Origin of the sequence: Bifidobacterium sp. WK041_4_12, from assembly GCF_041080795.1 — a bacterium.
GTDB lineage: Bacteria > Actinomycetota > Actinomycetes > Actinomycetales > Bifidobacteriaceae > Bombiscardovia > Bombiscardovia aquikefiricola.
Map to the genome: position 1 here is coordinate 908,957 of NZ_CP129674.1, position 23,980 is coordinate 932,936.

Annotated in this window: 20 protein-coding genes; 19 read left to right on the forward strand and 1 reads right to left on the reverse strand. The window is 54.2% G+C overall.

The features are described 5' to 3' along the window. Positions 1–190 precede the first annotated feature (190 nt). From QN215_RS03955 to gmk, 11 genes are all read left to right on the forward strand, one after another. A complete protein-coding gene (locus QN215_RS03955) occupies positions 191–1,219 on the forward strand; it encodes a YihY/virulence factor BrkB family protein (protein ID WP_369344808.1) in 1,029 nt (342 codons plus the stop codon). 307 nt (positions 1,220–1,526) lie between these two features. After that, entirely contained in the window at positions 1,527–1,898 is a 372-nt protein-coding gene (rpsL, locus tag QN215_RS03960; RefSeq protein ID WP_094694044.1) for a 30S ribosomal protein S12, read from the forward strand. 4 nt (positions 1,899–1,902) lie between these two features. Next, the gene (rpsG, locus tag QN215_RS03965) at positions 1,903–2,373 is read left to right on the forward strand and encodes a 30S ribosomal protein S7 (RefSeq protein WP_094693548.1); all 471 of its coding nucleotides are present in this window, start codon (positions 1,903–1,905) and stop codon (positions 2,371–2,373) included. A 27-nt stretch (positions 2,374–2,400) separates the two neighbouring features. Further along, entirely contained in the window at positions 2,401–4,527 is a 2,127-nt protein-coding gene (gene fusA / locus QN215_RS03970; RefSeq protein ID WP_369344809.1) for an elongation factor G, read from the forward strand. Positions 4,528–4,719: 192 nt separating this feature from the next. Further along, positions 4,720–5,919 carry an elongation factor Tu gene (gene tuf, locus QN215_RS03975; protein ID WP_369344810.1) on the forward strand — a complete coding sequence of 400 codons (1,200 nt, stop codon included), beginning with the start codon at positions 4,720–4,722 and terminating at the stop codon, positions 5,917–5,919. Positions 5,920–6,109: 190 nt separating this feature from the next. Next, positions 6,110–6,676: an elongation factor P gene (gene efp, locus QN215_RS03980; protein WP_369344811.1), complete on the forward strand. Its 567-nt coding sequence runs from the start codon at positions 6,110–6,112 to the stop codon at positions 6,674–6,676. Positions 6,677–6,690: 14 nt separating this feature from the next. After that, complete coding sequence (gene nusB / locus QN215_RS03985) at positions 6,691–7,350, forward strand: transcription antitermination factor NusB (RefSeq protein ID WP_369344812.1); 660 nt, start codon at positions 6,691–6,693, stop codon at positions 7,348–7,350. A gap of 201 nt (positions 7,351–7,551) precedes the next feature. Continuing rightward, positions 7,552–8,814 (forward strand): glutamine-hydrolyzing carbamoyl-phosphate synthase small subunit, encoded by a 1,263-nt coding sequence (gene carA, locus QN215_RS03990; RefSeq protein ID WP_369344813.1) that lies wholly within the window; start codon positions 7,552–7,554, stop codon positions 8,812–8,814. Continuing rightward, positions 8,807–12,193 (forward strand): carbamoyl-phosphate synthase large subunit, encoded by a 3,387-nt coding sequence (carB, locus tag QN215_RS03995; RefSeq protein WP_369344814.1) that lies wholly within the window; start codon positions 8,807–8,809, stop codon positions 12,191–12,193. The genes carA and carB overlap by 8 nt, the downstream gene beginning before the upstream one ends. Positions 12,194–12,202: 9 nt before the next feature. Next, on the forward strand, positions 12,203–13,243 hold the full coding sequence (pyrF, locus tag QN215_RS04000; RefSeq protein ID WP_369344815.1) for an orotidine-5'-phosphate decarboxylase: 1,041 nt from the start codon (positions 12,203–12,205) through the stop codon (positions 13,241–13,243). A 118-nt stretch (positions 13,244–13,361) separates the two neighbouring features. Next, positions 13,362–13,925 (forward strand): guanylate kinase, encoded by a 564-nt coding sequence (gene gmk, locus QN215_RS04005; protein WP_369345056.1) that lies wholly within the window; start codon positions 13,362–13,364, stop codon positions 13,923–13,925. 298 nt (positions 13,926–14,223) lie between these two features. Here the strand turns inward: gmk and ilvD are convergent, their stop codons facing one another. Continuing rightward, positions 14,224–16,083 carry a dihydroxy-acid dehydratase gene (gene ilvD / locus QN215_RS04010; protein ID WP_369344816.1) on the reverse strand — a complete coding sequence of 620 codons (1,860 nt, stop codon included), beginning with the start codon at positions 16,081–16,083 and terminating at the stop codon, positions 14,224–14,226. A gap of 168 nt (positions 16,084–16,251) precedes the next feature. Here ilvD and rpoZ point away from each other — a divergent pair, with 168 nt between their 5' ends. The 8 genes from rpoZ to priA all read left to right on the forward strand — a co-directional run bounded on the left by rpoZ (position 16,252) and on the right by priA (position 23,879). Then, the gene (gene rpoZ / locus QN215_RS04015; RefSeq protein ID WP_369344817.1) at positions 16,252–16,536 is read left to right on the forward strand and encodes a DNA-directed RNA polymerase subunit omega; all 285 of its coding nucleotides are present in this window, start codon (positions 16,252–16,254) and stop codon (positions 16,534–16,536) included. A 209-nt stretch (positions 16,537–16,745) separates the two neighbouring features. Next, positions 16,746–17,957, forward strand: a complete 1,212-nt coding sequence (gene metK, locus QN215_RS04020; RefSeq protein ID WP_369344818.1) for a methionine adenosyltransferase — start codon at positions 16,746–16,748, stop codon at positions 17,955–17,957. A gap of 156 nt (positions 17,958–18,113) precedes the next feature. Next, the gene (hisD, locus tag QN215_RS04025; RefSeq protein ID WP_369344819.1) at positions 18,114–19,511 is read left to right on the forward strand and encodes a histidinol dehydrogenase; all 1,398 of its coding nucleotides are present in this window, start codon (positions 18,114–18,116) and stop codon (positions 19,509–19,511) included. Further along, complete coding sequence (locus QN215_RS04030) at positions 19,508–20,668, forward strand: histidinol-phosphate transaminase (RefSeq protein ID WP_369344820.1); 1,161 nt, start codon at positions 19,508–19,510, stop codon at positions 20,666–20,668. The genes hisD and QN215_RS04030 overlap by 4 nt, the downstream gene beginning before the upstream one ends. A gap of 137 nt (positions 20,669–20,805) precedes the next feature. Next, positions 20,806–21,405 (forward strand): imidazoleglycerol-phosphate dehydratase HisB, encoded by a 600-nt coding sequence (gene hisB / locus QN215_RS04035; protein WP_369344821.1) that lies wholly within the window; start codon positions 20,806–20,808, stop codon positions 21,403–21,405. Beyond that, positions 21,402–22,391 carry a hypothetical protein gene (locus tag QN215_RS04040; protein ID WP_369344822.1) on the forward strand — a complete coding sequence of 330 codons (990 nt, stop codon included), beginning with the start codon at positions 21,402–21,404 and terminating at the stop codon, positions 22,389–22,391. The genes hisB and QN215_RS04040 overlap by 4 nt, the downstream gene beginning before the upstream one ends. A 72-nt stretch (positions 22,392–22,463) precedes the next feature. After that, positions 22,464–23,111, forward strand: a complete 648-nt coding sequence (gene hisH, locus QN215_RS04045) for an imidazole glycerol phosphate synthase subunit HisH (protein WP_369344823.1) — start codon at positions 22,464–22,466, stop codon at positions 23,109–23,111. A 45-nt stretch (positions 23,112–23,156) separates the two neighbouring features. Further along, positions 23,157–23,879, forward strand: coding sequence for a bifunctional 1-(5-phosphoribosyl)-5-((5-phosphoribosylamino)methylideneamino)imidazole-4-carboxamide isomerase/phosphoribosylanthranilate isomerase PriA (priA, locus tag QN215_RS04050; protein ID WP_369344824.1), 723 nt, complete (start codon positions 23,157–23,159; stop codon positions 23,877–23,879). Positions 23,880–23,980: the final 101 nt, after the last annotated feature.

Sequence of the window (23,980 nt, forward strand, 5' to 3'; positions counted from 1 at the left end):
CCTGATTTGCATAACTTCTACTACCCGATTTGCATAAACTATATTACCTGATTTGCATAACTCTCTTTGTTGCACCTCATGATTCCAACAAGCAAAGCTTGAATAACAGGCATTCCAAAATCTCACAAACTTTGCTCCCGAAGCGCGCAATACCGCGTACAAGGGGCATTGTCGGTTAAAATCGTGATTCATGGGGACATTGAAAGCATTGATAGAGAAGTTGACGGGAATCTGGCAACGATCCTTGCCTGGCAGAGTTGTGACGAGGTATGGCAGAAACAATGGTGGTTTGCTTGCTGGCGGTCTCGCATATGGTCTGCTCTTTGCGTTCTTCGCCGGCGTGTGGACCGTCTTCAGCATCGCAGGTCTTGTCTTTTCCCATGATGACGGCGTGAGAACGACGCTGTTGAATACGGTTGCGCGCGTCGTCCCCAGTCTTCAATCAGGTTCAGGCAAGGACATCATTTCAGCACAAGCGCTTTCTTCGATATCCACGACCTTCACCATCACGGGCTTGTTCACGCTGCTTGCCTTCTTCTGGCAGATTATAGGATGGCTTGGCTCCGTCAGATCTGCGGTCAGAACCATGGTCGAGGCTGGGCAGCAGCAGACCAATGCCATCAGTTCCAAACTGACCGATGCGCTGGCAGTGATGCTGATCATGGTGCTCTTCATTCTGTCAAGCGTTGCGGCAGTGGTCTCTGGGGGAACCATTCGCTATGTTCTCAATTTCTTGAAAGTGCCTCAGCATGCATGGGGATTTTCCAGCCTTATCGATGTCGTAGGATTCCTGCTGACCGTGCTGTTCAACTTCTTGCTGCTGATGGTGGTGTTCTGGCTGGTCGCAGGTCTGCATGAATCGAAGACGGTGGTCAGAACCAGCGCGTTCGGTTCTGTCATCCTCTCCATCATCCAGATGCTGGGTACCAGGCTCGTCGGGGGAGCATCATCCAATCCGCTGCTGGCACCCTTCGCCGCTATTCTGGCAGTACTTATCTGGTTTAACCTCATTGCGCAGGTGCTGATGTATTGCGCGTCGCTGCTGGCGGAAACCATGGGTTCAGGGAAGAACACTGTCAATACGCGCATAAATTCCTCGAATGGTTCGGCCAATTCGAGGTTGACGACGGATGAACACGGCGATGGACATGATTCGGCTCATACGTCGATCCAGGAAGCGGCGAAGGCCGCGGCGACGACTGTTGACGAAGCACGATGACCTTCGGCTGTAGCGTTGCTGGAGTTTCGGGAGGATTGATGCTGACGTTAATAATCGAAATGTAGGGCACATAAGTTCCGTTGTTGTGGTATAGTCGATATTTGTGTGTGCCACTGGCATGTCTTATGTAACAGACTTGCAGCAGTGGGATATCCTCGTCTTCGTGATGCGATGAACCATCGCTTATGCAAGGCCGAGGCCATCGGGCCGGTGGACAGTGGCTGACTTTCCGATAACAGGATGGTGCGGTCGCGGTGCTGCGGCTTCACGAAGATTGAATAATCACTATCGAATCGGAGAGAGTCAGTTGCCAACGATTGAACAGCTCGTCCGTAAGGGACGTAAGGCCAAGCCTCGCAAGTCGAAGACCTTGGCATTGAAGGGAAGCCCACTGCGTCGCGGTGTGTGCACCCGTGTGTACACCACAACCCCAAAGAAGCCAAACTCGGCTTTGCGTAAGGTTGCTCGTGTGCGTCTGAGCTCAGGAATTGAAGTCACCGCCTACATTCCAGGCGAAGGACATAACCTTCAGGAACACTCCATCGTGCTCGTGCGCGGTGGTCGTGTGAAGGATCTTCCTGGTGTTCGTTACCACATCGTTCGTGGTGCATTGGATACGCAGGGTGTCAAGGATCGCAAGCAGGGTCGTTCCCTGTACGGAGCAAAGAAGGCGAAGTAAGAGAATGTCACGCAAAGGACCAGCTAAGAAGCACCAGCTCCTGCCAGATCCGATTTACGGTTCTACAGTCGTAGCTCAGCTTATCAACAAGATTCTTCTCGATGGCAAGAAGTCCATCGCAGAAGACATCGTCTACACGGCACTTGAGCAAGTCAAGGAAAAGACGGATCAGGAACCAGTCGCCGTACTCAAGCGCGCTCTGGACAACATTCGTCCAAGCCTCGAGGTTCGTTCACGCCGAGTCGGTGGAGCCACCTACCAGGTTCCTGTGGAGGTCAAGCCTGCTCGCGCCAACACACTGTCACTTCGCTGGCTTACCGATTTCAGCCGTGCCCGCCGTGAGAAGACCATGTCCGAGCGTCTCGCCAACGAGATTCTCGATGCTTCCAACGGTCTTGGTGCTTCAGTCAAGCGCCGCGAAGATACCCACAAGATGGCAGAGGCAAACAAGGCCTTTGCTCACTATCGCTGGTAATAGCAGAGAATAAGAGCTGAGGATAATATGGCACAAGATGTGCTCACCGACCTGACGAAGGTCCGCAACATCGGCATCATGGCTCATATTGATGCCGGAAAGACAACAACTACAGAACGCATTCTGTACTACACCGGTGTGAACTACAAAATCGGTGAAGTTCATGATGGCGCTGCAACCATGGATTGGATGGCTCAGGAGCAGGAGCGAGGCATCACCATTACCTCTGCTGCAACGACATGCTTCTGGAATCGTCAGACCCATGACGAGAAAGACAAATTCCAGATCAACATCATCGACACTCCAGGACACGTTGACTTCACCGCCGAGGTGGAGCGTTCTCTGCGCGTGCTTGATGGTGCGGTTACCGTCTTCGATGGCAAGGAAGGCGTGGAGCCACAGTCTGAGACCGTGTGGCGTCAGGCCGATAAGTATGGCGTTCCTCGCATATGCTTCATCAACAAGATGGACAAGCTCGGAGCCAACTTCTATTACTCCGTGGATACCATCAAGGACAAGCTCGGAGCCAAGCCAATCGTGATGCAGCTCCCCATCGGTGCTGAAAACGATTTCCGCGGCGTTGTCGATCTCGTTCGCATGGTTGCCTACTACTGGGAAGATGGAGCCGATCTCGGTGCTCATTACAACACCATTGAGATTCCAGATGACTTGAAGGACAAGGCAAAGCAGTATCGCGAGCAGTTGCTCGATACCGTTGCCGAAACCGACGAGACGCTGCTCGAAAAGTATCTCGAAACGGGAGACCTGGACGAGGAAGAGATTCGCGGCGCTGTACGTAAGCTCACCGTGACCAAGGAAGCCTACCCCGTATTCTGCGGTTCCGCGTTCAAGGATAAGGGCGTTCAGCCGATGCTGGATGCAGTTATCGATTATCTTCCTTCACCGGAGGATGTTCCAGCAATCAAGGGTTATGAGCCGGGAGACGAGTCCAAGGAAATCGACCGCAAGCCTAGCGTCGATGAACCATTCTCAGCTCTGGCATTCAAGATTGCCACCCACCCCTTCTACGGCAAGCTCATTTATGTGCGCGTATACTCGGGCAAGGTTTCGCAGGGCGATAACGTTCTCGATGCCACCAAGGATCGCAAGGAGCGCATCGGCAAGCTGTTCCAGATGCATTCGAACAAGGAAAACCCTGTTGACGAGGCAATCGCCGGAAACATCTATGCGTTCGTCGGTCTGAAGAACGTCACCACCGGCGACACGCTCTGCGATGAAAAGTCGCCGATCGCCCTTGAATCCATGACCTTCCCAGATCCTGTCATCGAGGTTGCCGTCGAGCCAAAGACGAAGGCAGATCAGGAGAAGATGGGCATCGCTCTTCAGAAGCTCTCTGAAGAGGATCCGACATTCCAGGTCAAGACTGACGAAGAATCCGGACAGACACTCATTTCAGGTATGGGCGAGCTTCAGCTCGACATTCTGATCGACCGCATGCGCCGTGAATTCCATGTCGACTGCAACGTTGGCAAGCCTCAGGTAGCTTACCGCGAGACCATTCGCAAGGCAGTCATGAATCAGGAATACACCCATAAGAAGCAGACCGGTGGTTCAGGTCAGTTCGCAAAGGTTCTCATGAACTTCGAGCCGTTGGTACCAACCGAGGGTGAAACATACCAGTTCGAGAACAAGGTTACTGGCGGCCACATCACCAAGGAATTCATTCCTTCTGTCGATGCAGGTGTTCAGGAGGCCATGCAGTCCGGCATTCTCGCTGGGTTCCCGGTTGTGAATGTCAAGGCAACGTTGACCGATGGTCAGATCCATGATGTCGATTCTTCGGAAATGGCATTCAAGATCGCCGGTTCCATGTGCTTCAAGCAAGCTGCTCCCAAGGCAAAGCCAGTCATTCTTGAACCAATCATGGCCGTCGAGGTGCGTACGCCTGAAGAGTATATGGGCGAAGTCATGGGCGATCTCAACTCCCGTCGTGGAAACATCCAGTCAATGGATGATGCCACAGGTGTCAAGGTCATCGATGCCAAGGTTCCACTGTCGGAGATGTTCGGATACATTGGCGACCTGCGTTCAAAGACCCAGGGCCGTGCCATGTTCACCATGCAGATGGATTCATATGCAGAGGTGCCGCGCGCAGTATCCGAAGAAATCATCAAAGCCCAGCGTGGTGAGTGAAGCAGCTGTTTTTCACTCAACACACCTTTAATACCAAGGTTTTCTCTGTCTTCAGTCAGCGCTAAACTCATTGAGCGCTGACTGGGCGGAGGATACCAAGTGGCAAATAAACCAATTACCCAGTAATATGTAGCGAGTGTCTTGTGCGTGGTTCGCACAGGCAAACTACGAGACGTCCAGGAGGACAAACACATGGCAAAGGAAAAGTACGAACGTACTAAGCCGCACGTTAACATCGGTACCATTGGCCACGTCGATCACGGCAAGACTACCCTGACCGCCGCCATCTCCAAGGTGCTGCACGAGGAATACCCTGATCTCAATCCTGAGTATGATTTCGACCAGATCGATTCTGCTCCAGAAGAGAAGCAGCGCGGTATCACGATCAACATCGCGCATATCGAATATCAGACTGAAAAGCGCCACTACGCACACGTTGATGCTCCAGGCCACGCTGATTATGTCAAGAACATGATCACCGGTGCAGCTCAGATGGATGGTGCAATCCTCGTGGTTGCCGCCACTGATGGTCCTATGGCTCAGACTCGTGAGCACGTTCTGCTTGCCAAGCAGGTTGGCGTTCCGAAGATTCTTGTTGCGCTGAACAAGTGCGACATGGTTGACGATGACGAGCTCATCGAGCTCGTTGAAGAAGAAGTCCGCGATCTTCTTGACGAGAACGGTTTCGACCGCGATTGCCCAGTGATCCGTACTTCCGCTTACGGTGCACTGCATGACGATGCTCCTGACCACGAGAAGTGGGCACAGACCGTCAAGGATCTCATGGACGCAGTCGATGACTACATCCCAACGCCAGTTCACGATCTTGACAAGCCATTCCTGATGCCAATCGAGGATGTCTTCACCATCTCCGGTCGTGGAACCGTCGTTACCGGTCGTGTTGAGCGCGGCAAGCTTGCCGTCAACACCAACGTTGAGATTGTTGGTCTTCGTCCAACCCAGTCCACAACCTGCACGTCAATCGAGACATTCCACAAGCAGATGGACGAGGCAGAGGCTGGCGACAACACCGGTCTGCTGCTCCGTGGCATCAACCGCGATCAGGTCGAGCGTGGCCAGGTCGTTGCTGCTCCAGGAACCGTTACACCTCACCACAAGTTCGAAGGCGAAGTCTACGTTCTGACCAAGGATGAAGGTGGCCGTCATTCGCCATTCTTCTCCAACTACCGTCCTCAGTTCTACTTCCGTACCACTGATGTGACCGGCGTTATTTCCCTGCCAGAAGGCATCGAAATGGTTCAGCCTGGCGATCACGCAACCTTCTCGGTTGAGCTGATCCAGCCAATCGCCATGGAAGAGGGTCTGACCTTCGCAGTTCGTGAAGGTGGCCACACCGTCGGCTCAGGCCGTGTCACCAAGGTCATTGAGTAATACTTCATTACTCGCTAGCATAAGGCTCGGGATTTTCCCGGGCCTTTTGCGTTCTCTTGGGCGTTCTCTCAGTGAATTCGGAGACGAAACCCATGCGAGCAGGGCAGTGTTTAGACGCCGTGGCATAATGGATAAGGCATTTTTGTCGCTGGGCGTGGCGACTAGTATACATACGAATAGGTGAGTGAACGTGGCACAAACTACAAACGACATCAAGAATGGTTCGGTTCTGAATTTGGACGGCAAGCTGTGGACCGTCACGAAGTTCCAGCATGTGAAGCCAGGCAAGGGTCCTGCTTTCGTGCGAACCACGATCAAGGATGTTCTTTCAGGAAAGATTGTCGACAAGACATTCAATGCCGGTATGAAGATGGAATTTGAAACGGTCGATAACCGTACCATGCAGTATTCATATCGCGATGCGGATTCCTTCGTATTCATGGATATGACCAATTATGAGCAGATAAACATTCCTGAGTCCTTGATTGGCGATCACGAGCGTTTCCTCCTTGAAGGTACCGATTGCATCATCAGTTTCCATGATGGCAACCCACTGTCCGTTGAGCTCCCTGCATCGGTCATTCTCAAGGTCGAACATACTGAACCGGGTCTGCAGGGCAACCGCTCCAATGCAGGCACCAAGCCGGCAACGGTAGAGACTGGCGCTGAGATTCAGGTTCCACTGTTCATCAACGAAGGCGAAAAAGTCAAGGTTGATACGCGCGATGGTTCATATCTCGGTCGTGAAAATTCCTGAGGCTATAGTTCACCATGGCACGATCTACTGCCCGTAAAAGGGCTCTGAATACTCTGTATGAAGCCGATGAAAAGGGGCAGGAAATCCTGTCCCTTTTGGCTGAGCGACTACTTCGCCCCGGAGCACAAACCCCACTTCCTGACTATGCGATTGATCTGGTCAGGGGAGTGGCTGAACATCTCCATACGATTGACAATGCTCTGGACGATCATTCCACAGGATGGAAAATCAACAGGATGGCAGTCGTTGATCGCAACATTCTGAGAATCGCTGCATGGGAAATCGTCTTCAACCCCGATGTTCCCGATAGGGTTGCCATCGATGAGGCGCTTTCCCTTGCCAAGACGCTTTCGGATTCAGATGCGCCAGCTTTCATACATGGACTGCTCAGCGCAGTTTCCACCGACAAGGAACAGATCCTGATCGCTGACTCTAAACGTGCGGAATCTGAACAGACCGATTCTGAACAGACCGACTCTGATTCCGCTGAAGGCGTTGAGAGTGAGAGCAATCACACACTTGCACAGGGCCGGGAGACAGAGAAGGAGACGGACATAGATTCACTTCCTTTCCCGACATTGGCACCCGATGTTGCTGCTGACAGTGCTACAAGCGCTCCTCTTCCAAAAGCGTCAGCCGAGAGCAGCGATGATGACACGCCGTGCAATGCTTGACCGCACGACACGTGCATAGTCAGCCGAATATACGATCCGCCCATATCCATGCGATACGGGCGGATCGCGTTTTTCCCTGGTGTTACACGGATGTGAAAGACGGACTCCGATATCCAGATTCTGGGATGGGGCCAGAGGCGACCTCAATTTATCCACGGCGATGGATATTGTAGTTACGACTATCCGCTGTATAAGGGGGGTTTGGTAAACTTGTACGATTCCGACGCCACAACAGTTGAGAGCTTTTCCCCAGATGATGCAATCCTCGTGCTCGAGGATGGACAGGTGTATGTGGGCAAGCCTTTTGGCGCACTAGGGCAGACAACTGCCGAGATTGTTTTTACAACAGGCATGACAGGGTATCAGGAGACAATCACTGATCCAAGTTATGACCGTCAAATATTGATACAAACATTTCCGCATATTGGAAACACCGGTGTCAATGGGGAAGACAACGAGTCTTCCAAAATATGGGTTGCGGGATACGTCGTCCGTGAACCAAGCCCGAATGTGAGCAACTGGCGAGCAACGGGCAGCTTGCAGGATGATCTGATCAGTCAGGGCATCGTCGGAATCAGTGGAATAGACACAAGAAAACTCGTGCGTCACCTTCGCTCTGCAGGTGTGATGCGAGCAGGAATCTTCTCGGGCGATGCCCTGAAACAGGGTAACGGTGAGCTCGCAAGCATCGAGATGCTGCTTACGCTCGTCAAGGAAACGCCGCAGATGGCAGGTGCCCACCTCATGGATGAGGTCAGCACCGATCAGGAAGAGATCATTGATCCTCGTGGAGAGTTTGCGGGCAAGAAACCACTGTTCAAGGTGGCTGCCTTGGATCTCGGGATCAAGAGCATGACACCGCAACGTCTTTCTGAACGTGGATGTGAAGTGCATATCCTTCCTCAACACACCACATTCGAGGAATTGCAAGCCTTGAGTCCCGATGGTGTCTTCTTCTCGAATGGTCCTGGCGATCCTGCCACTGCCGATAAGGAGGTCGAGCTTCTGCGCAAGGTTCTTGACAGGGGTTATCCATTCTTTGGCATCTGTCTCGGCAATCAGTTGCTGGGACGTGCGCTTGGATTCGGAACGTACAAACTCAAATTCGGTCATCGAGGCATCAATCAGCCGGTCAAGGATGTCAACACTGACAAGGTATCGATAACTTCACAGAATCACGGTTTTGCCGTTGACGCTCCACTGGACACCGATATTTCATCACCATTCGACAACGGTCATTTCGGCAAGGTGAGGGTATCTCATGTCGGCCTTAATGATGATGTGGTCGAAGGATTGCAATGCCTGGATATTCCGGCATTCTCAGTGCAGTATCATCCGGAGGCTTCAGCCGGTCCGCACGATGCAACGTACCTGTTCGATAATTTCATCAATCTGATGGCATCGTCTCAGGGTGCTCACCATGCTCAGGAACAGGAAGAGACAGAAGGGAAGATCAATGCCTAAGCGTTCCGATATTCAGTCGGTTATGGTCATTGGCTCAGGACCAATCGTCATTGGTCAGGCAGCGGAGTTTGACTATTCAGGAACGCAGGCATGCCGTGTGTTGCGCGAAGAGGGAATCCGCGTGATTCTGGTTAACTCGAATCCTGCAACGATTATGACTGATCCTGAAATGGCCGATGCCACGTACATCGAACCTATCGATACAACCATTCTCGAGAAAATCATAGCCAAGGAACGACCTGATGCGCTCTTGCCGACGCTGGGTGGACAGACCGCGTTGAACGCCGCGATGACACTCGGAGAGGCTGGAATCCTCAAGAAATACGATGTCGAGCTTATCGGAGCCTCGCTCGATGCAATCGACCGTGGAGAAGACCGCGATCTGTTCAAAAAGGTTGTCGAAAAGGCAGGTGCCGAGTCTGCCAGATCACTGATTGCACACAGCATGGAAGATGCCGAGGCCGCTGCGGACGATCTTGGCTATCCATTGGTGGTGCGCCCAAGCTTCACCATGGGTGGTTTGGGTTCGGGCATCGCGCACAACGTCGAGGAACTCCATCGCATTGCTGGAGCGGGCATGCATTACTCTCCAACGCATGAAATCCTTCTTGAGGAAGGCATCGAAGGTTGGAAGGAATATGAGCTAGAGCTGATGCGCGACAAGAATGACAATGTCGTCGTCATCTGCCCCATTGAAAACGTCGATCCTGTTGGTGTGCACACCGGCGATTCAACGACTGTGGCTCCCATATTGACACTCACGGATCGCGAATATCAGAAGATGCGCGATGTCGGTATCAAAATCATCCGAGGCGTTGGCGTAGACACTGGCGGTTGCAATATCCAGTTCGCCGTTGAACCCAAGACCGGACGCCTGATCGTCATTGAAATGAACCCACGAGTCTCGCGTTCATCCGCTCTGGCATCCAAGGCCACCGGCTTCCCCATCGCCAAGATAGCAACCAAGCTGGCCCTAGGATATACGCTTGATGAAATCCAGAACGACATCACGCAATCGACCCCGGCAAGCTTTGAGCCGACCATCGACTATGTCGTCACGAAGATTCCTCGCTTCACCTTCGAGAAGTTCCCGAATGCCGATACGACGCTCACCACTTCGATGAAGTCGGTGGGCGAGGCGATGGCTCTGGCCGGAAACTTCCGCGAATCCCTGGGCAAGGCTCTTCGATCCATCGACAAGCGTCACATGAATTTCTCATGGGACGGCGAGAAGCCCTCTCAGGCTGAGATTCAGCAGCTGCTGCATGATATGGGCACACCTACCGAACACCGCTACTTGCAATTGCAGCGCGCCATGTGGGGCGGGGCAAGTGTGGAACAGATATATGCAGCCACTAAGATTGACCGTTGGTTCCTGGAACAGATCAAGGAAATGAATGATGTGGCCATGGAGGTCCAGGCAGCTGAACGACTTGGAGCTCAACTGCTCAGGAAAGCCAAGCAGTCTGGCCTGAGCGACCTGCAGATCGCGCATCTGAGAAATCTCGGAGATGAGGGCGAGAATGCCGTCCGCGAACTTCGCTGGAATTATGGGCTGAGGCCGGTATACAAGACGGTTGATACCTGTGCTGCAGAATTCGACGCGGTCACTCCGTATTACTACTCATGCTATGCGGATGAGACCGAAATCAGGCCACGAGACCGTGAAGCGGTAATCATTCTGGGCTCTGGTCCCAATAGAATCGGCCAGGGCATCGAATTCGACTACACCTGCGTGCATGCCGTTCAGGAGCTTGGCAAGAAGTACGACACGATCATGATCAACTGCAATCCCGAGACGGTCTCGACGGATTACGACATGTCGGATCGTCTCTATTTCGAACCCCTGACCTTCGAAGATGTTCTGGAAGTCTATGCGGCCGAGAAGAAGATGGGCCCCATCAAGGGCGTTATCGTGCAACTGGGTGGTCAGACACCTCTGTCGCTTGCAGCAAGGCTCAAGGCTGCCGGAGTGCCGATTCTCGGTACTTCGCCGGAAGCAATCGACTTGGCTGAAAACCGTCAGCTCTTTGGCGAGGTTCTTAAGCGTGAAGGGCTGAACGCCCCACGCTACGGGACGGCATTGTCGTATGAAGAAGCCGAGGAAGCGGCGCATAGCATTGGATATCCGGTGCTGGTGCGCCCATCCTACGTGCTCGGTGGCCGCGGAATGGAAATCGTCTATGACGATGCTCAGCTCAAGACTTACGTCAACAAGGCGCTTGACGAGGCCAAAGCCGATACGGTCGTGTCGGGAAGGCTTCCTTCTCCCTTGCTCATAGACAAGTTCCTGCAGGACGCCATCGAGATTGACGTCGATGCCATCTATGATGGTTCGGATCTCTACATTGGCGGCATCATGGAACATGTCGAAGAGGCGGGCGTCCATTCTGGTGATGCCGCCTGCACGCTGCCACCAAGCACGCTTTCGGACGATCAGATGGAGCGTCTTCGCAAGGCTACGCTTGCCATTGCCCAGGGGTGCGGCGTGCGCGGGCTTATCAACGTTCAGTACGCATACATGGCCAATACCCTGTATGTCATCGAAGCCAACCCTCGCGCTTCCAGAACCGTTCCATTCGCTTCCAAGGCAACGGGAACGGCTCTTGCCAAGGCTGCGGCACGCATCATGACAGGAGAAAGCATCGAAGACCAGCGCAAGAATGGTCTGCTGCTTCCCGTTGGCGACGGAGGCATGATCCGTCGTGGGCAACCGGTTGCAGTCAAGGAATCGGTTCTTCCGTTCAAGCGGTTCAGAACCAAGGTCGGTCGTACGGTTGACATCATTCTTGGACCAGAGATGCGTTCGACCGGCGAGGTCATGGGCTTCGACAGAGACTTCCCGCACGCATTTGCCAAGAGCCAGCTGGCAGCATACGCCGGAGGGCTGGCCACGAGCGGCAACGTGTTCCTTTCCGTAAACGACAGCGACAAGCGGCAGCTGCCATTGATGGCGCAGCGTCTGCGTGAATTTGGCTTCGACCTGTATGCCACTGAGGGAACGGCTTCCGTCTTGCGCAGATACGGTCTGCAGTCCCATGTCGTTGCCAAGCTTGGGACGCGCGTCGATACACCCCAGCCTGCAGTTCCAGACTCTCCACACTCACCGGACACCGCCAGTGAGTCCCATGAGAAGAATGTCGTCGATCTGATAGAAGACGGCACCATCAACATGATTCTCAATACCCCGAATTCCAAGGGCTCACGATCTGATGGCTACTCGATTCGAGCTGCGGCAATAGCCGCTGATCTGCCCCACTTCACGACTATGACGGAGTTTTCTGCTGCACTGATGGCTATCGAGGCCGTACGGAAGAATGATTATCAGATTGAAAGCATTCAGGAACGTGCTGAGCAGATACACGAACTCGAACGATAAGGATATCTGATGGCAGAGGCGACCCGCGAAGAAGAGATTCAGGCACGCAGATCAGATTTTGGTCTGCGATTAAGCACCTCGATGTCAAAGTTCGGGCCGCTGTGCGTCGGCATAGATCCCCACCGAAAGGTTCTGAGTGAGTGGGGATATCAAGTCGATGCCGAAGGTGCCGAAATGTTTTCCATGCGCATGCTCCAGGCTGCCCACGGTCGAGCTACGGCAGTGAAATTCCAGACGCCAATGTTCGAACGATATGGCTCAAAAGGCTATGCTGCGCTTGAGCGAGCGCTCTATGCTGCCCGCCAGATGGGAATCATCACCATCGTCGACTGTCTGCGCGGTGGGCTCTCGACCACGATTTCAGCGATTGCCGATGCATACTTCAAGCCCGGGGCACCGCTGAAGGCCGATGCCATAACCCTGCTGCCGTATTATGGTGCTCGTTCGCTCAACAACCTTACCGAAGAAGCTCTGAGCTACGGCCGAGGCGTGTTCGTAGCATCGCTCACGTCAAACACCGAAGGGACGAGTCTGCAATCTGCCATCCGACAGAGTGGTTCGTACAAGGGCAAGACAGTGGCCTACGGCATAGCTGGAACGGCACAGAAATTCAACCAGGACATTGATGGCATGGGCTCTGTTGGACTGATTATCGGAGCAACTATCGGTCAGTGGATCACAACCGGTGGAATAGATCTGTCACAATTCACCGGACCGATCCTTTCACCGGGATATGGATGGCAGGGAGCCGAAGCCCAGGATCTGAAGACGGTATTCGCCGGTACGCGAGGCAACGTTCTGGTCACGGTGTCCCGTTCGATTGCCACCCAAGGACCTCAGATCGATAAGCTGGCACAGGCGACGGAAAGCATTGCGCTAGATGTGCGCCAGGCATTGTCTGAGGCAACGAAGGAAACTGCAAGCAAGAACTCCGCAGGGGATGGCAGGAAACGCGACATCACTGCGAGGAAGATTCAGACGAATGTGCATGCGCCTTCGTCAGCGTCATCGCATTCAACGAATGGGGGAAGTGGTCGTGACGGTAAGTGAATCCCAGATAGGGCACTGCAAGGATTCTTCTGTGCAAGCTTCTGCAAGTCCTGCTGCATCTGCATCCGCAGACGATGCAGCGACGAAGCGTGAAGAGTCGAAGGAAGGCCGTCAACGACTGATCGTGCTTACCGGCCCGACCGCTGTAGGCAAGGGAACCGTTGAAGCGAAGCTTCGATCAAAGCATCCGGAGGTATGGGTTTCGGTCTCTGCGACCACGCGTGATTCTCGTCCTGGCGAACGCAATGGCATCAACTACTGGTTTGTTTCTGAAGCATCATTTGCTGCCATGGAGCAACGGGGTGAATTCCTTGAAACGGCACTCGTGCATAACATGGCACATTATGGGACTCCGTTGCAACCCGTTCTTGACCATCTCAAGCAGGGAATTCCGACCATACTCGAGATCGACTTGCAGGGTGCGCACCGCGTTCGCGAACGAGCGAAAGAGCTTAACCTCGATGTTGTCTACGTGTTCTTGGCTCCTCCCAGCTTTGACGACCTGATTCGTCGGCTTGCTTCTCGCGGCACTGAAAACGAAGAGCAGCGCAAGAAGCGTCTTGCCACCGCAAGAGTCGAGCTCGCCAGTGAGGGAGAATTCGATGTCGTCATCGTGAACGACACCGTTGAGCACGCCGCCGACGTCATGTGGAACGTGATTGCAAAGGAATATAATCTCTAAAGTTCCGTAACAGGCCCATCTTCGAATGATTTTCAGCGAGAATCATCCAAACATTCGAGTTTTGCGGCAATGCTGAAGTATCAGGGTGAAAAATCGTTACAATCATTACGGGAAAATGCCAATAATCAGGCGTTGTAGTTCAGCATTGCCGCAAAACTCGAAAGGTAGATGTTTTGCGGGCAGAAATCGCACCTTGTTGTGCCCTTATGCTGATGGGGCTTCCGCGAATCTTGCGATTCGCGGAAGCCCCATCAGCATACGAAGCGGTATTGATGACTCGAACGGAGTCAGATCATTCTTATGCCAGTCCTGAGAGCTTGTTGATAAGGTCAGGGTCGCGGGTGGCACCCTTGTCTGCCGAACGTGCAAATGCGGCATACGCCTTGAGCGCCTGAGAAACGTGACGCTTACGATGTGCCACGTAGCCATCTCCAGCCTCAAGCTCTGCCTTGCGCTGTGCCAGTTCCTCGTCATTCAGCTCAACGTTCACCGTTCGATTGGGAATGTCGATGACGATCATGTCGCCATTCTTGATGAGGGCGATTGGTCCTTTGCTTGCAGCTTCAGGTGCGATATGGCCGATTGACAGACCTGAGGAACCACCGGAGTAGCGGCCATCGGTAAGCAGGGCCACTTCCTTGCCGATACCCTTGCCTTTCACGAAGGATGTCGGATAGAGCATTTCCTGCATGCCAGGGCCGCCCTTTGGTCCTTCGTAGCGAATGATCAATGCCTGGCCGGGTTTCAGGGTTCCGTCGAGAATGACCTTGACGGCCTCCTCCTGAGATTCGACGACCAGAGCCGGTCCGCGGAAGTGCCATATTTCCTTAGGAACACCGGCAGTCTTGACGACGCATCCGTCAGGAGCAAGGTTACCGTGGAGAATAGCCAGACCGCCCTCATTCACGGCTGGATGCTGAATGTCATGAATGGCTCCATTGATGCGGTCGGTGTCAAGGTCAGGGAATTCCTCTGACTGGTTCCAAGGCTTTGGCGAACGGATGTGGCCGGGAGCGGCATGGTAGAGTTTCTTCGCCTCGTTCAGGCAGCTAGGCCTCATGATGTCCCAGTCATCGAGCTTCGCTTCGAGACTTGGATAGTCGATGGAATGGGTGTCCTTGTGGAGCACGCCTCCGCGGTCGAGCTCGCCAAGGATGCCGCAGATGCCGCCTGCGCGGTGCACGTCGGAAATCTCCCAGTCGCCGGAAGGTGAAGCCTTGCAGATGCAGGGCACGGTGTGCGATATGCGCTCGATGTCGTCCAGCGTGAAGTCAACGTCAGCGGACTGCGCGGCGGCGAGAATGTGCAGAACGGTGTTGGAAGAGCCTCCCATGGCCACATCCATCGTCATGGCATTTTCAAAGGCATGCTTCGTTGCGATTGCTCGTGGAAGCACCGATTCGTCGTCACCATCGTAGTAGCGCTTGGCGATGTCGATGATGGCCTTGCCTGCCTTGGTGAAGAGCGAACGACGTGCCGTGTGCGAGGCGAGTGTGGTTCCATTGCCGGGAAGGGCAAGACCCAGAGCCTCGGTCAGGCAGTTCATTGAATTCGCCGTAAACATGCCGGCACAGGAGCCGCATGTGGGGCATACGGACTTTTCCAGTGCAAGCACATCGTCGTCGTTCATGCTGTCATCGGCCGAAGCGTACATCACGTCGATAAGGTCGGTGTTCTCCTTGACCTCGCCATCGGGCATGACGGTGGTGCCAGCCTCCATCGGACCTCCAGAGACAAACACTGTCGGAATGTTCAGCCGCAGGGCAGCAAGGAGCATGCCTGGCGTGATCTTGTCGCAGTTCGAAATGCAAATCAGCGCATCGGCGCAATGGGCATTCACTGAATATTCAACGGCGTCGGCAATCAGATCTCGGCTTGGCAGCGAATACAGCATGCCGGTGTGACCCATGGCAATGCCATCGTCGACGGCTATGGTGTTGAACTCTCGAGGAATGCCACCCGCTTCCTTCACTGCCTGAGAAACCAGACGACCGACCTGGTTCAGATGAACATGCCCCGGAACGAATTCGGAGAATGAATTGGCTATCGCGACGATGGGTTTGCCAAAATCGTTGCCTGACACTCCTGCGGCACGATATAGGGCGCGAGCCCCGGCGAACATTCGTCCGTTCATTAATTTTGCTGACCTCATATGCATAGTGACCATTCAAGCGAGATGGCTGGAGCAATGGACGGGTAGGGTCAAATAGTGGGATTATTCAAGTCAGGAATCGGAGCAGTCCATTCACAAAATCGCATCGATGCGATATAATCGCGAAGATTGCAAGGCTGATGCATCATCAGCATTATTCGCATTGGAGACTATATGGCACTCGGTACCGAACCAACACCAACAGGATTTGCAAACCCAACCATCGACGAACTCATGCAGCACGCCGATTCCAAGTACGCACTTTCCATTTTCGCTGCGAAACGCGCACGCCAGATCAACTCGTATTTTACACAGCTCAATGAAGGCCTGCTGCAGAACGTTGGACCACTGGTTGAGTATCAGAATCAGGAAAAGCCATTGTCCATCGCTTTCCGCGAAATCAACGAAGGACTTCTTGAAGAGAAGCTCGGCGATGACGAGGCGAGCGAAGGCAACTGATGCTGCAGGCGCAATCCCAAGCCCGGCCGTTTCAACGGTGCGAGACCCATGTCTCGTAATTGACCTACCTAGGGCATAGGGTTGTGCTCGTATTGTTTGCACGAATGTAGGCAGCAGGTCAGCGAACCCGCTGCCTGCCAAGGGGAGAGGACTCCGAAAGGGGTCCTTTCCTCATAATTATGGTTTGTTATAGGGGGGTATCGCGAATAATGGCAGAGCGAAAACTAATTTCGGCGGAATCGGTTACCGAAGGTCATCCTGACAAGGTGTGTGACCAGATATCGGACGAGATTTTGGACGACCTGCTGGCGCAGGATCCTTATTCGCACGTTGCGGTGGAAACATCCGCAACGACCGGTCAGTTCTTCGTCTTCGGCGAGGTGACCTCAAAGGGCTACACCGATATTCAGCAGGAAGTTCGTTCCGTTCTGCGAAGAATCGGATACACAAGCTCCGATATCGGCTTGGATGCCGATTCCTGTGGCGTGCTGGTTGCTCTGGGAGAGCAGAGTTCAGAAATCAATCAGGGCGTTGACCGTCTCAGCCGCGAGCAGGAGAATGCCGCTACGCGAGAAGAGCGCTACGAGGCGCAGGGTGCCGGCGATCAGGGAGTCATGTTCGGCTACGCAACCGACGAAACCGATGTGCTGATGCCGTTGCCTATCTATCTTGCTCACCGTCTTGCATATCGCTTGGCTGAGGTTCGCAAGCAGGAAATCATTCCACATCTTCGTCCCGATGGCAAGACGCAGGTCACCATCGAATACGATGAAAACGACCAGCCATTGCGGGTGAACACCGTGTTGATTTCCACGCAGCACGATCCAGATGTGAACCGTGACTGGCTGACCGATCAACTCGCAGAACATGTTATCGCACCAGTGCTCGCAGAGGTGTGCGGCGACAAGGTCGAGCATGAAGGGTTCAGACTGCTCGTGAATCCAACAGGCTCCTTCATCCTTGGCGGACCTGCTGCCGATGCCGGTCTGACAGGACGAAAGATCATCGTCGATACCTATGGTGGCGCTGCCCACCACGGCGGCGGTGCCTTCTCAGGCAAGGACCCGAGCAAGGTTGACCGCTCTGCCGCGTATGCAGCTCGCTGGGTTGCAAAGAACATCGTGGCTGCAGGACTGGCCCACCGTGTCGAAGTCCAGATAGCCTATGCGATCGGTGTTGCCGATCCTGTCAGCATCAACGTGGAGACCTATGGCACTGAGATCGGCGTATCGAGAGATCAGATCCAGGACGCTGTGCGCAAGGTATTCGATCTTCGTCCGGCTGCGATCATTGACGAGCTTGACCTGCTTCGCCCGATTTATGCGAAAACCGCTTCATACGGTCACTTTGGCCGCAAGGACCCAGACTTTACATGGGAAAACACCGACAAGGTCGATGCACTCAAGGAAGCGGTCGTCTGAGTTCTGCCCGCATCAAGCTTCTGCGTTGCCTCTGCGTCGCTCTTGTATCGCCTCTGCATTTTCGCAGACTCGTCGTGAAGCACTGAGATTTTCAGCATATGAGACTGTGCATCTCATATGCTGTTCTCGTCATCGGTGGAATCTACCATCGAAGTCATGACAGACAACATAATGCATGTAATCGATCTGCGCGGCAGGAATCTGAGCCGCGCCGACCTTCTCAAAGCCATGCCGCGAGCCTCCATGGGCACCCATGAGGCCACCGAACTCGTTCGTCCGATTCTCGAAGACGTACGCAAGCGTGGTGCTGCCTCATTACGAGATTACGAAGAACGTTTCGACCATGTGCGTCCGGTTCATCTCAGAGTTCCCAAGGAGCGTCTCCACGAGGCCTTGGATGCGCTTGATCCCAAGGTTCGCGAGGCCATCGAGGAGTCCGTGCATCGTTGCCGTGCAGTCAGCACGTCGCAGATTCCCAGTGGTTTCCACACCGATCTGGCAGTAGGTGCACGCGTTTCAGAGCGTTGGATTCCCATCGAGCGCGTTGGCCTCTACGTTCCCGGCGGCAAGGCAGTCTACCCGAGTTCGGTCATCATGAACGTCGTACCCGCACAGGCTGCAGGAGTGGAATCGCTCGCCATCGCTACACCGCCATCCAAATCGTCCGCAGAGGGTTTGCCTGATCCGACAATCATGGCGACCTGCGCCATTCTTGGCGTTGACGAAGTCTATGCCGTTGGAGGTGCGCAGGCCATCGCCATGTTTGCCTATGGCGCTGTGGGCAGCGAGGAGCAGGATGGTGACATCCTCTGCGACCCTGTTGACAAGATCACCGGTCCTGGCAATATCTTCGTCGCAACCGCAAAGAGTCTCGTTTCGGGCATCGTGGGCATCGATGCGGTTGCCGGGCCTACGGAAATCGCGATTCTTGCCGATGCAACCGCCAATCCTGAATATCTTGCAGCCGACCTCATCGGACAGGCCGAGCATGATGAACTGGCAGGATCCGTACTCATCATCGACGATGAGTCTCAGATTCAGAAGGTGCAGGACAGCCTGAACAGAAGAGTTCCACGAACCGAGCATAGCGAAAGAGTCCATACCTCTCTGAGCGGCTCCCAGTCGGGAATCATTCTGACCGACAATCTCGAACAGTCCATTGCCGCCGCCAACGCTTACGCGGCCGAGCATCTTGAAATTCAGACCTCCGACCCGGATACGACGATTTCCCATATCCGCAATGCTGGCGCCATCTTCCGTGGACCATTCTCACCGGTTCCGCTCGGTGACTATATGTCAGGCTCCAACCATGTGCTTCCGACTGGAGGAACCGCTCGTTTCGCAAGCGGCCTCGGCGTGCACACCTTCATGAAACCGGTTGAGGTCATTGAATATGACGAGGATGGTCTGAAGGCTCTTGCCGACAAGATCAACACCTTTGCCGTAAGCGAGGATCTGCCAGGCCATGGCGAATGCGTGCTCACACGCTTCGTCAGCGACCCCTACGACAAGCAGAGTCTAAAGGAACAGGAACGAGAGGCTGGCCTACTATGACAACAATTCCATCATCGCTGCCTCTGCGCAACGACCTCGTTGGTGAAGAACCGTATGGTGCTCCCCAGCTGGATGTGCCTGTATGCCTCAACGTCAACGAGAACCCTTACCCGCTCGATGACGAGGTTGCCGATACCATCGCAAGCCGTGTGAGAGAGGTGGCGCAGACTCTGAACCGCTATCCAGACCGCGAACACGTCAGGCTGCGTCAGGCATTCTGCGACTACCTTGCCTATGAATCCGGCACTCGCCTCACGGTCGAACAGCTGTGGGGTGCGAATGGGTCAAACGAAATCATGCTGCAGCTCTTCCAAGCCTTTGGTGGACCAGGACGAACCGCTCTCGGCTGCGACCCGACATACTCCATGTACCCGGAATATGCGCGCGACACCTTCACCTCGTGGAAGGTGATTCACCGCAAGGATGACTTCACCATCGACCTCGACAAGACCATCGAAGGCATCACGAGCATCAGACCGTCTATGGTACTGCTGACGAGTCCGAACAACCCGACAGGAACCAACCTGCCATTGGACGATGTCAAGACATTGCTCGCCGTATGCGAGCGCACACAGGTTGCAGGCGCTCAGGAAGGCACGCATCCTGTGGTCATCATCGATGAGGCATACGTGGAGTTCCGCAATCCGGGAACGCCCTCTGCCGTATCCCTGATTCCCGAACATCGCAATCTTGCCGTTTCCAGAACCATGTCAAAGGCCTTCGCCTTTGCAGGAGCGCGAGTCGGCTATCTGGCAGCGGATGCAGGCATCATCGATTGCTTGAGAATCGTGCGCATGCCCTACCATTTGAGCGCAATCACCCAGGCGGCGGCTCTGGCTGCATTCGAACATACCGACCTTCAGCTCAAGCGCGTTGCCAAGCTGCGTCGCACCAGAGAAGAGACTGCAGCGTGGCTTAGAAGCCAGCACTATCATGGCAGCAATCTCGAAGTTGCAGATTCCGAATCGAACTTCCTGCTGTTTGGCACATTTGATGACCGCACACTCATCTTCGACAAGCTGCTCGAACGTGGCATACTGATTCGCGTGGTCGGACCTGATGGCTGGCTTCGAGTCTGCATGGGAACAGACGAGGAAATGTCCACCTTCAGAACGGCATTCACCGAAGTGCTGTCAGAGATAGACAATCAACAATAATCAAGCATGTACTATAGCGTGGAAGACCCGCATGGCTGATTTCGGCATCGAAAAAGTCAACCGGCTGAGTCGGAAGCGCTGTTGATAACCATGGACTGCCTACAATTCCATAGGGCATGTCATAAAGGAGCAACGGTATGAATCGCACAGCATCAATAACCCGCAACACCAGCGAGTCCCATGTTTCGCTCAGTGTGAATCTTGACGGTACAGGCGAGACTCATATTGACACGAGTGTGCCGTTCTACAACCATATGATGACTGCGCTTGGCAAGCATTCGCTGATTGATCTGGATATCAAGGCCAGCGGCGATACCGATATTGACGTGCATCACACGGTCGAGGACATCGCCATCGTCTTTGGCGAAGCCCTGAAGAAGGCTCTTGGTGACAAACGAGGCATTCGACGCTTTGCCGACGTGACCGTTCCTCTTGACGAGGCGCTGGCACGAGCGGTCATCGATATTTCCGGCAGACCGTATGTCGTGTGCACAGGCGAGCCCGAGGGCTTCGAATTCGCTCTGATCGGGGGACATTTCACCGGATCTCTGGTGCGTCATGTGATGGAATCCATCGCCTTGCATGCGGGCATCTGTCTGCACATGACATTGCTTGCAGGGCGCGACCCGCACCACATAGCAGAGGCAGAGTTCAAGGCCTTGGCTCGTGCCCTGCGTGTGGCAGTGGAATCCGATCCTCGTGTCACCGGCATTCCAAGCACGAAGGGAGCACTGTGAACGATTCTTCATCTGATGGAAACAGACACGATGGAAACCGGCCCGATGCGAACGGCCCTGTTGGAAACGGCCCTGATGCGAATAACTCGGGTTCCGAAGATCACGATGCTCATGAGAAAGACTCCAACAACCGCAACGCGCAAGAGATGAATGCGGCCAATGAGAAGAAGTCTCACGGCGACGGCGAGCAAGCAGATTCGCACAAGGCTTCTGCAGATTCACTGAGTGATGAAGAAATTGATGCCGCATTTGCCAGTTTCGAGGAGGATTTCAACAAACAGGTAGATGGTGATTTCAATTTCGGAGATGACGATACGATTCATCCGGCTGGAACCCATCGCAACGGTGCTGAGGATGATGCCGATTCCTCTGATCAAAGCGGCTCTGATTCCGAAGCGAATGCCTCTAACGACGTTCACGGGAGTGGAGCTGACGATTCCGGCAACCTCGGCGAAGACGGGACTGACGGGCTTGATATTGACCCTGACTTCACCAACGAACTTGAAGGTCTGATTGGTGACAAGGTCAAGGTTGCGGTGATCATTACACGCATCGCATCCGCCGAATTGTTGGCAGCGTTCTGTCGCATCTCCGATATTTCAGCGCGCTGCATCGAGTCGTCCGAAGGTGCCGTTGCCGTGCTCGATACGCATGAGGCGGACGGTCCTGAACATGCAGCTCAGGATTTGACCGATGTCGTCTCAGGTCTTTCCGTCGTTCTTGCGGTGAATAGAGCCAATAAACTCAACGCGACATTGTGGATGCGTGGCCAGTCAGGTGAGGAATTCGCTCCTCCCATCCTCTTCGCATCGAGTGCGCCGTTCGTTGAAGACATTATGATTGGCACGGTGAGCGTCGATTCCTTGAAGCAGAACGGCATCACTGTGGTCAATACCGATGACGTGGACCACGATCAGGCCATGGGCATCATCGCCCGGCATATGCGTCTTGGTCCTGATTCATCTGCGGGCGAGACAGGCGAATGAGCATGTTTCCAGAACGCGTACAGTATTGCAGTACCGTAGAGATCTTTCATTCCACTGCTGTGAGGAGCACCAATGACTTCCATCGTTGTTTTTGATTATGGCTTCGGCAATGTTCGCTCAATGGTTCGTGCACTCGTCAATGTCGGTGCAGATGTGACTCTGACATCAAATCACCGTGCCGCGATGGAAGCGGATGGTGTCGTCGTTCCTGGTGTCGGAGCGTTGGCGGCCTGTCTGGAAGGCCTGCGTGATGTAGGTGGCGAACAGGTCATCAAAGAGCGCTTGGCAGATGGCAGACCAGTCCTGGGCGTCTGCGTCGGCGAGCAGGTCATGTTCGAGTCTGGAGTCGAAAGGGGAATCCATGCCCAGGGTCTTGGGCTGATCGGCGGCAAGGTTGCACGGCTCGATGCTGACGTGGTTCCTCATACTGGGTGGAATACGGTTCAGGCAGCGGAAGGTACGACGCTGCTTCACGGCGTGGAACATGAACGTTTCTACTTCGTCCACTCATACGCGGCATTGGATGCACACGATGTTGACGTGGATGGCTTGGGCTCTGATCCCGGCATGGTGACACGCTGCAGCTATGGTCGGAGCAGTTTCGTCGCTGCCTATGAGCGTGGCCCACTGTCGGCGACCCAATTTCATCCCGAAAAATCCGCGCAGGCAGGCGCGCGACTGCTGAAGAATTGGATAGCCACTTTTCGCAATTTCTCGTGAGACGCTACCATAGCTATGTATGTGATGCGTTGAAAGGATATATTCATGCTGACTCTTCTTCCAGCAGTCGATGTGAGAAATGGCAAGGCCGTAAGACTTAGACAGGGCGCTTCGGGTTCAGAGACGGATTATGGCAGCCCCTTGGACGCTGCGAGAACATGGGTAGATGCCGGCGCTGAGTGGATTCATCTTGTGGACTTGGACGCCGCGTTTGGAACGGGCAACAACCGGAGCCAGCTGAAGGCCATCGCCAAGGAACTCGGTTCGAAGGTGCATATCGAAATGAGTGGCGGCATTCGAGACGATGAAAGTCTCGACGAGGCGCTCGATGCCGGAGCATCGCGAGTCAACATCGGTACGGCAGCATTGGAAAATCCAGACTGGACAGCGGAAGCGATCAAACGCTATGGCGACTGCGTTGCCGTCGGTCTGGACGTTCGCGGCCACACTCTGGCTGCTCGCGGCTGGACGCGCGAAGGTGGCGATTTGTTCGAGACCATCACCTTCCTTGATTCGGTTGGCTGTGAACGATATGTGGTGACCGATGTATCGCGAGATGGCATGATGAGCGGTCCCAACGTCGAGCTGCTTCGTGAAGTCGCAGAGTGCACGTCCGCGAACGTCACGGCATCAGGCGGCATCTCGTCGCTGAAGGACATCGAACACATAGCTGATCTGGAGGCTTTGGGAGTCGATTCTGCCATTCTTGGAAAATCTTTATATTCCGGCGCGTTCCGTCTTGAGGACGCGCTGAATCTCGCCCGCTAGATCTGTCCGGGGACAGCGTTGTCGGCAGATGTGCAGTGGCACTTAAGAAGCACCGGGTTCTCAGACACGCCGAAGCGTAGTATTAATTAGGAAATAAATGC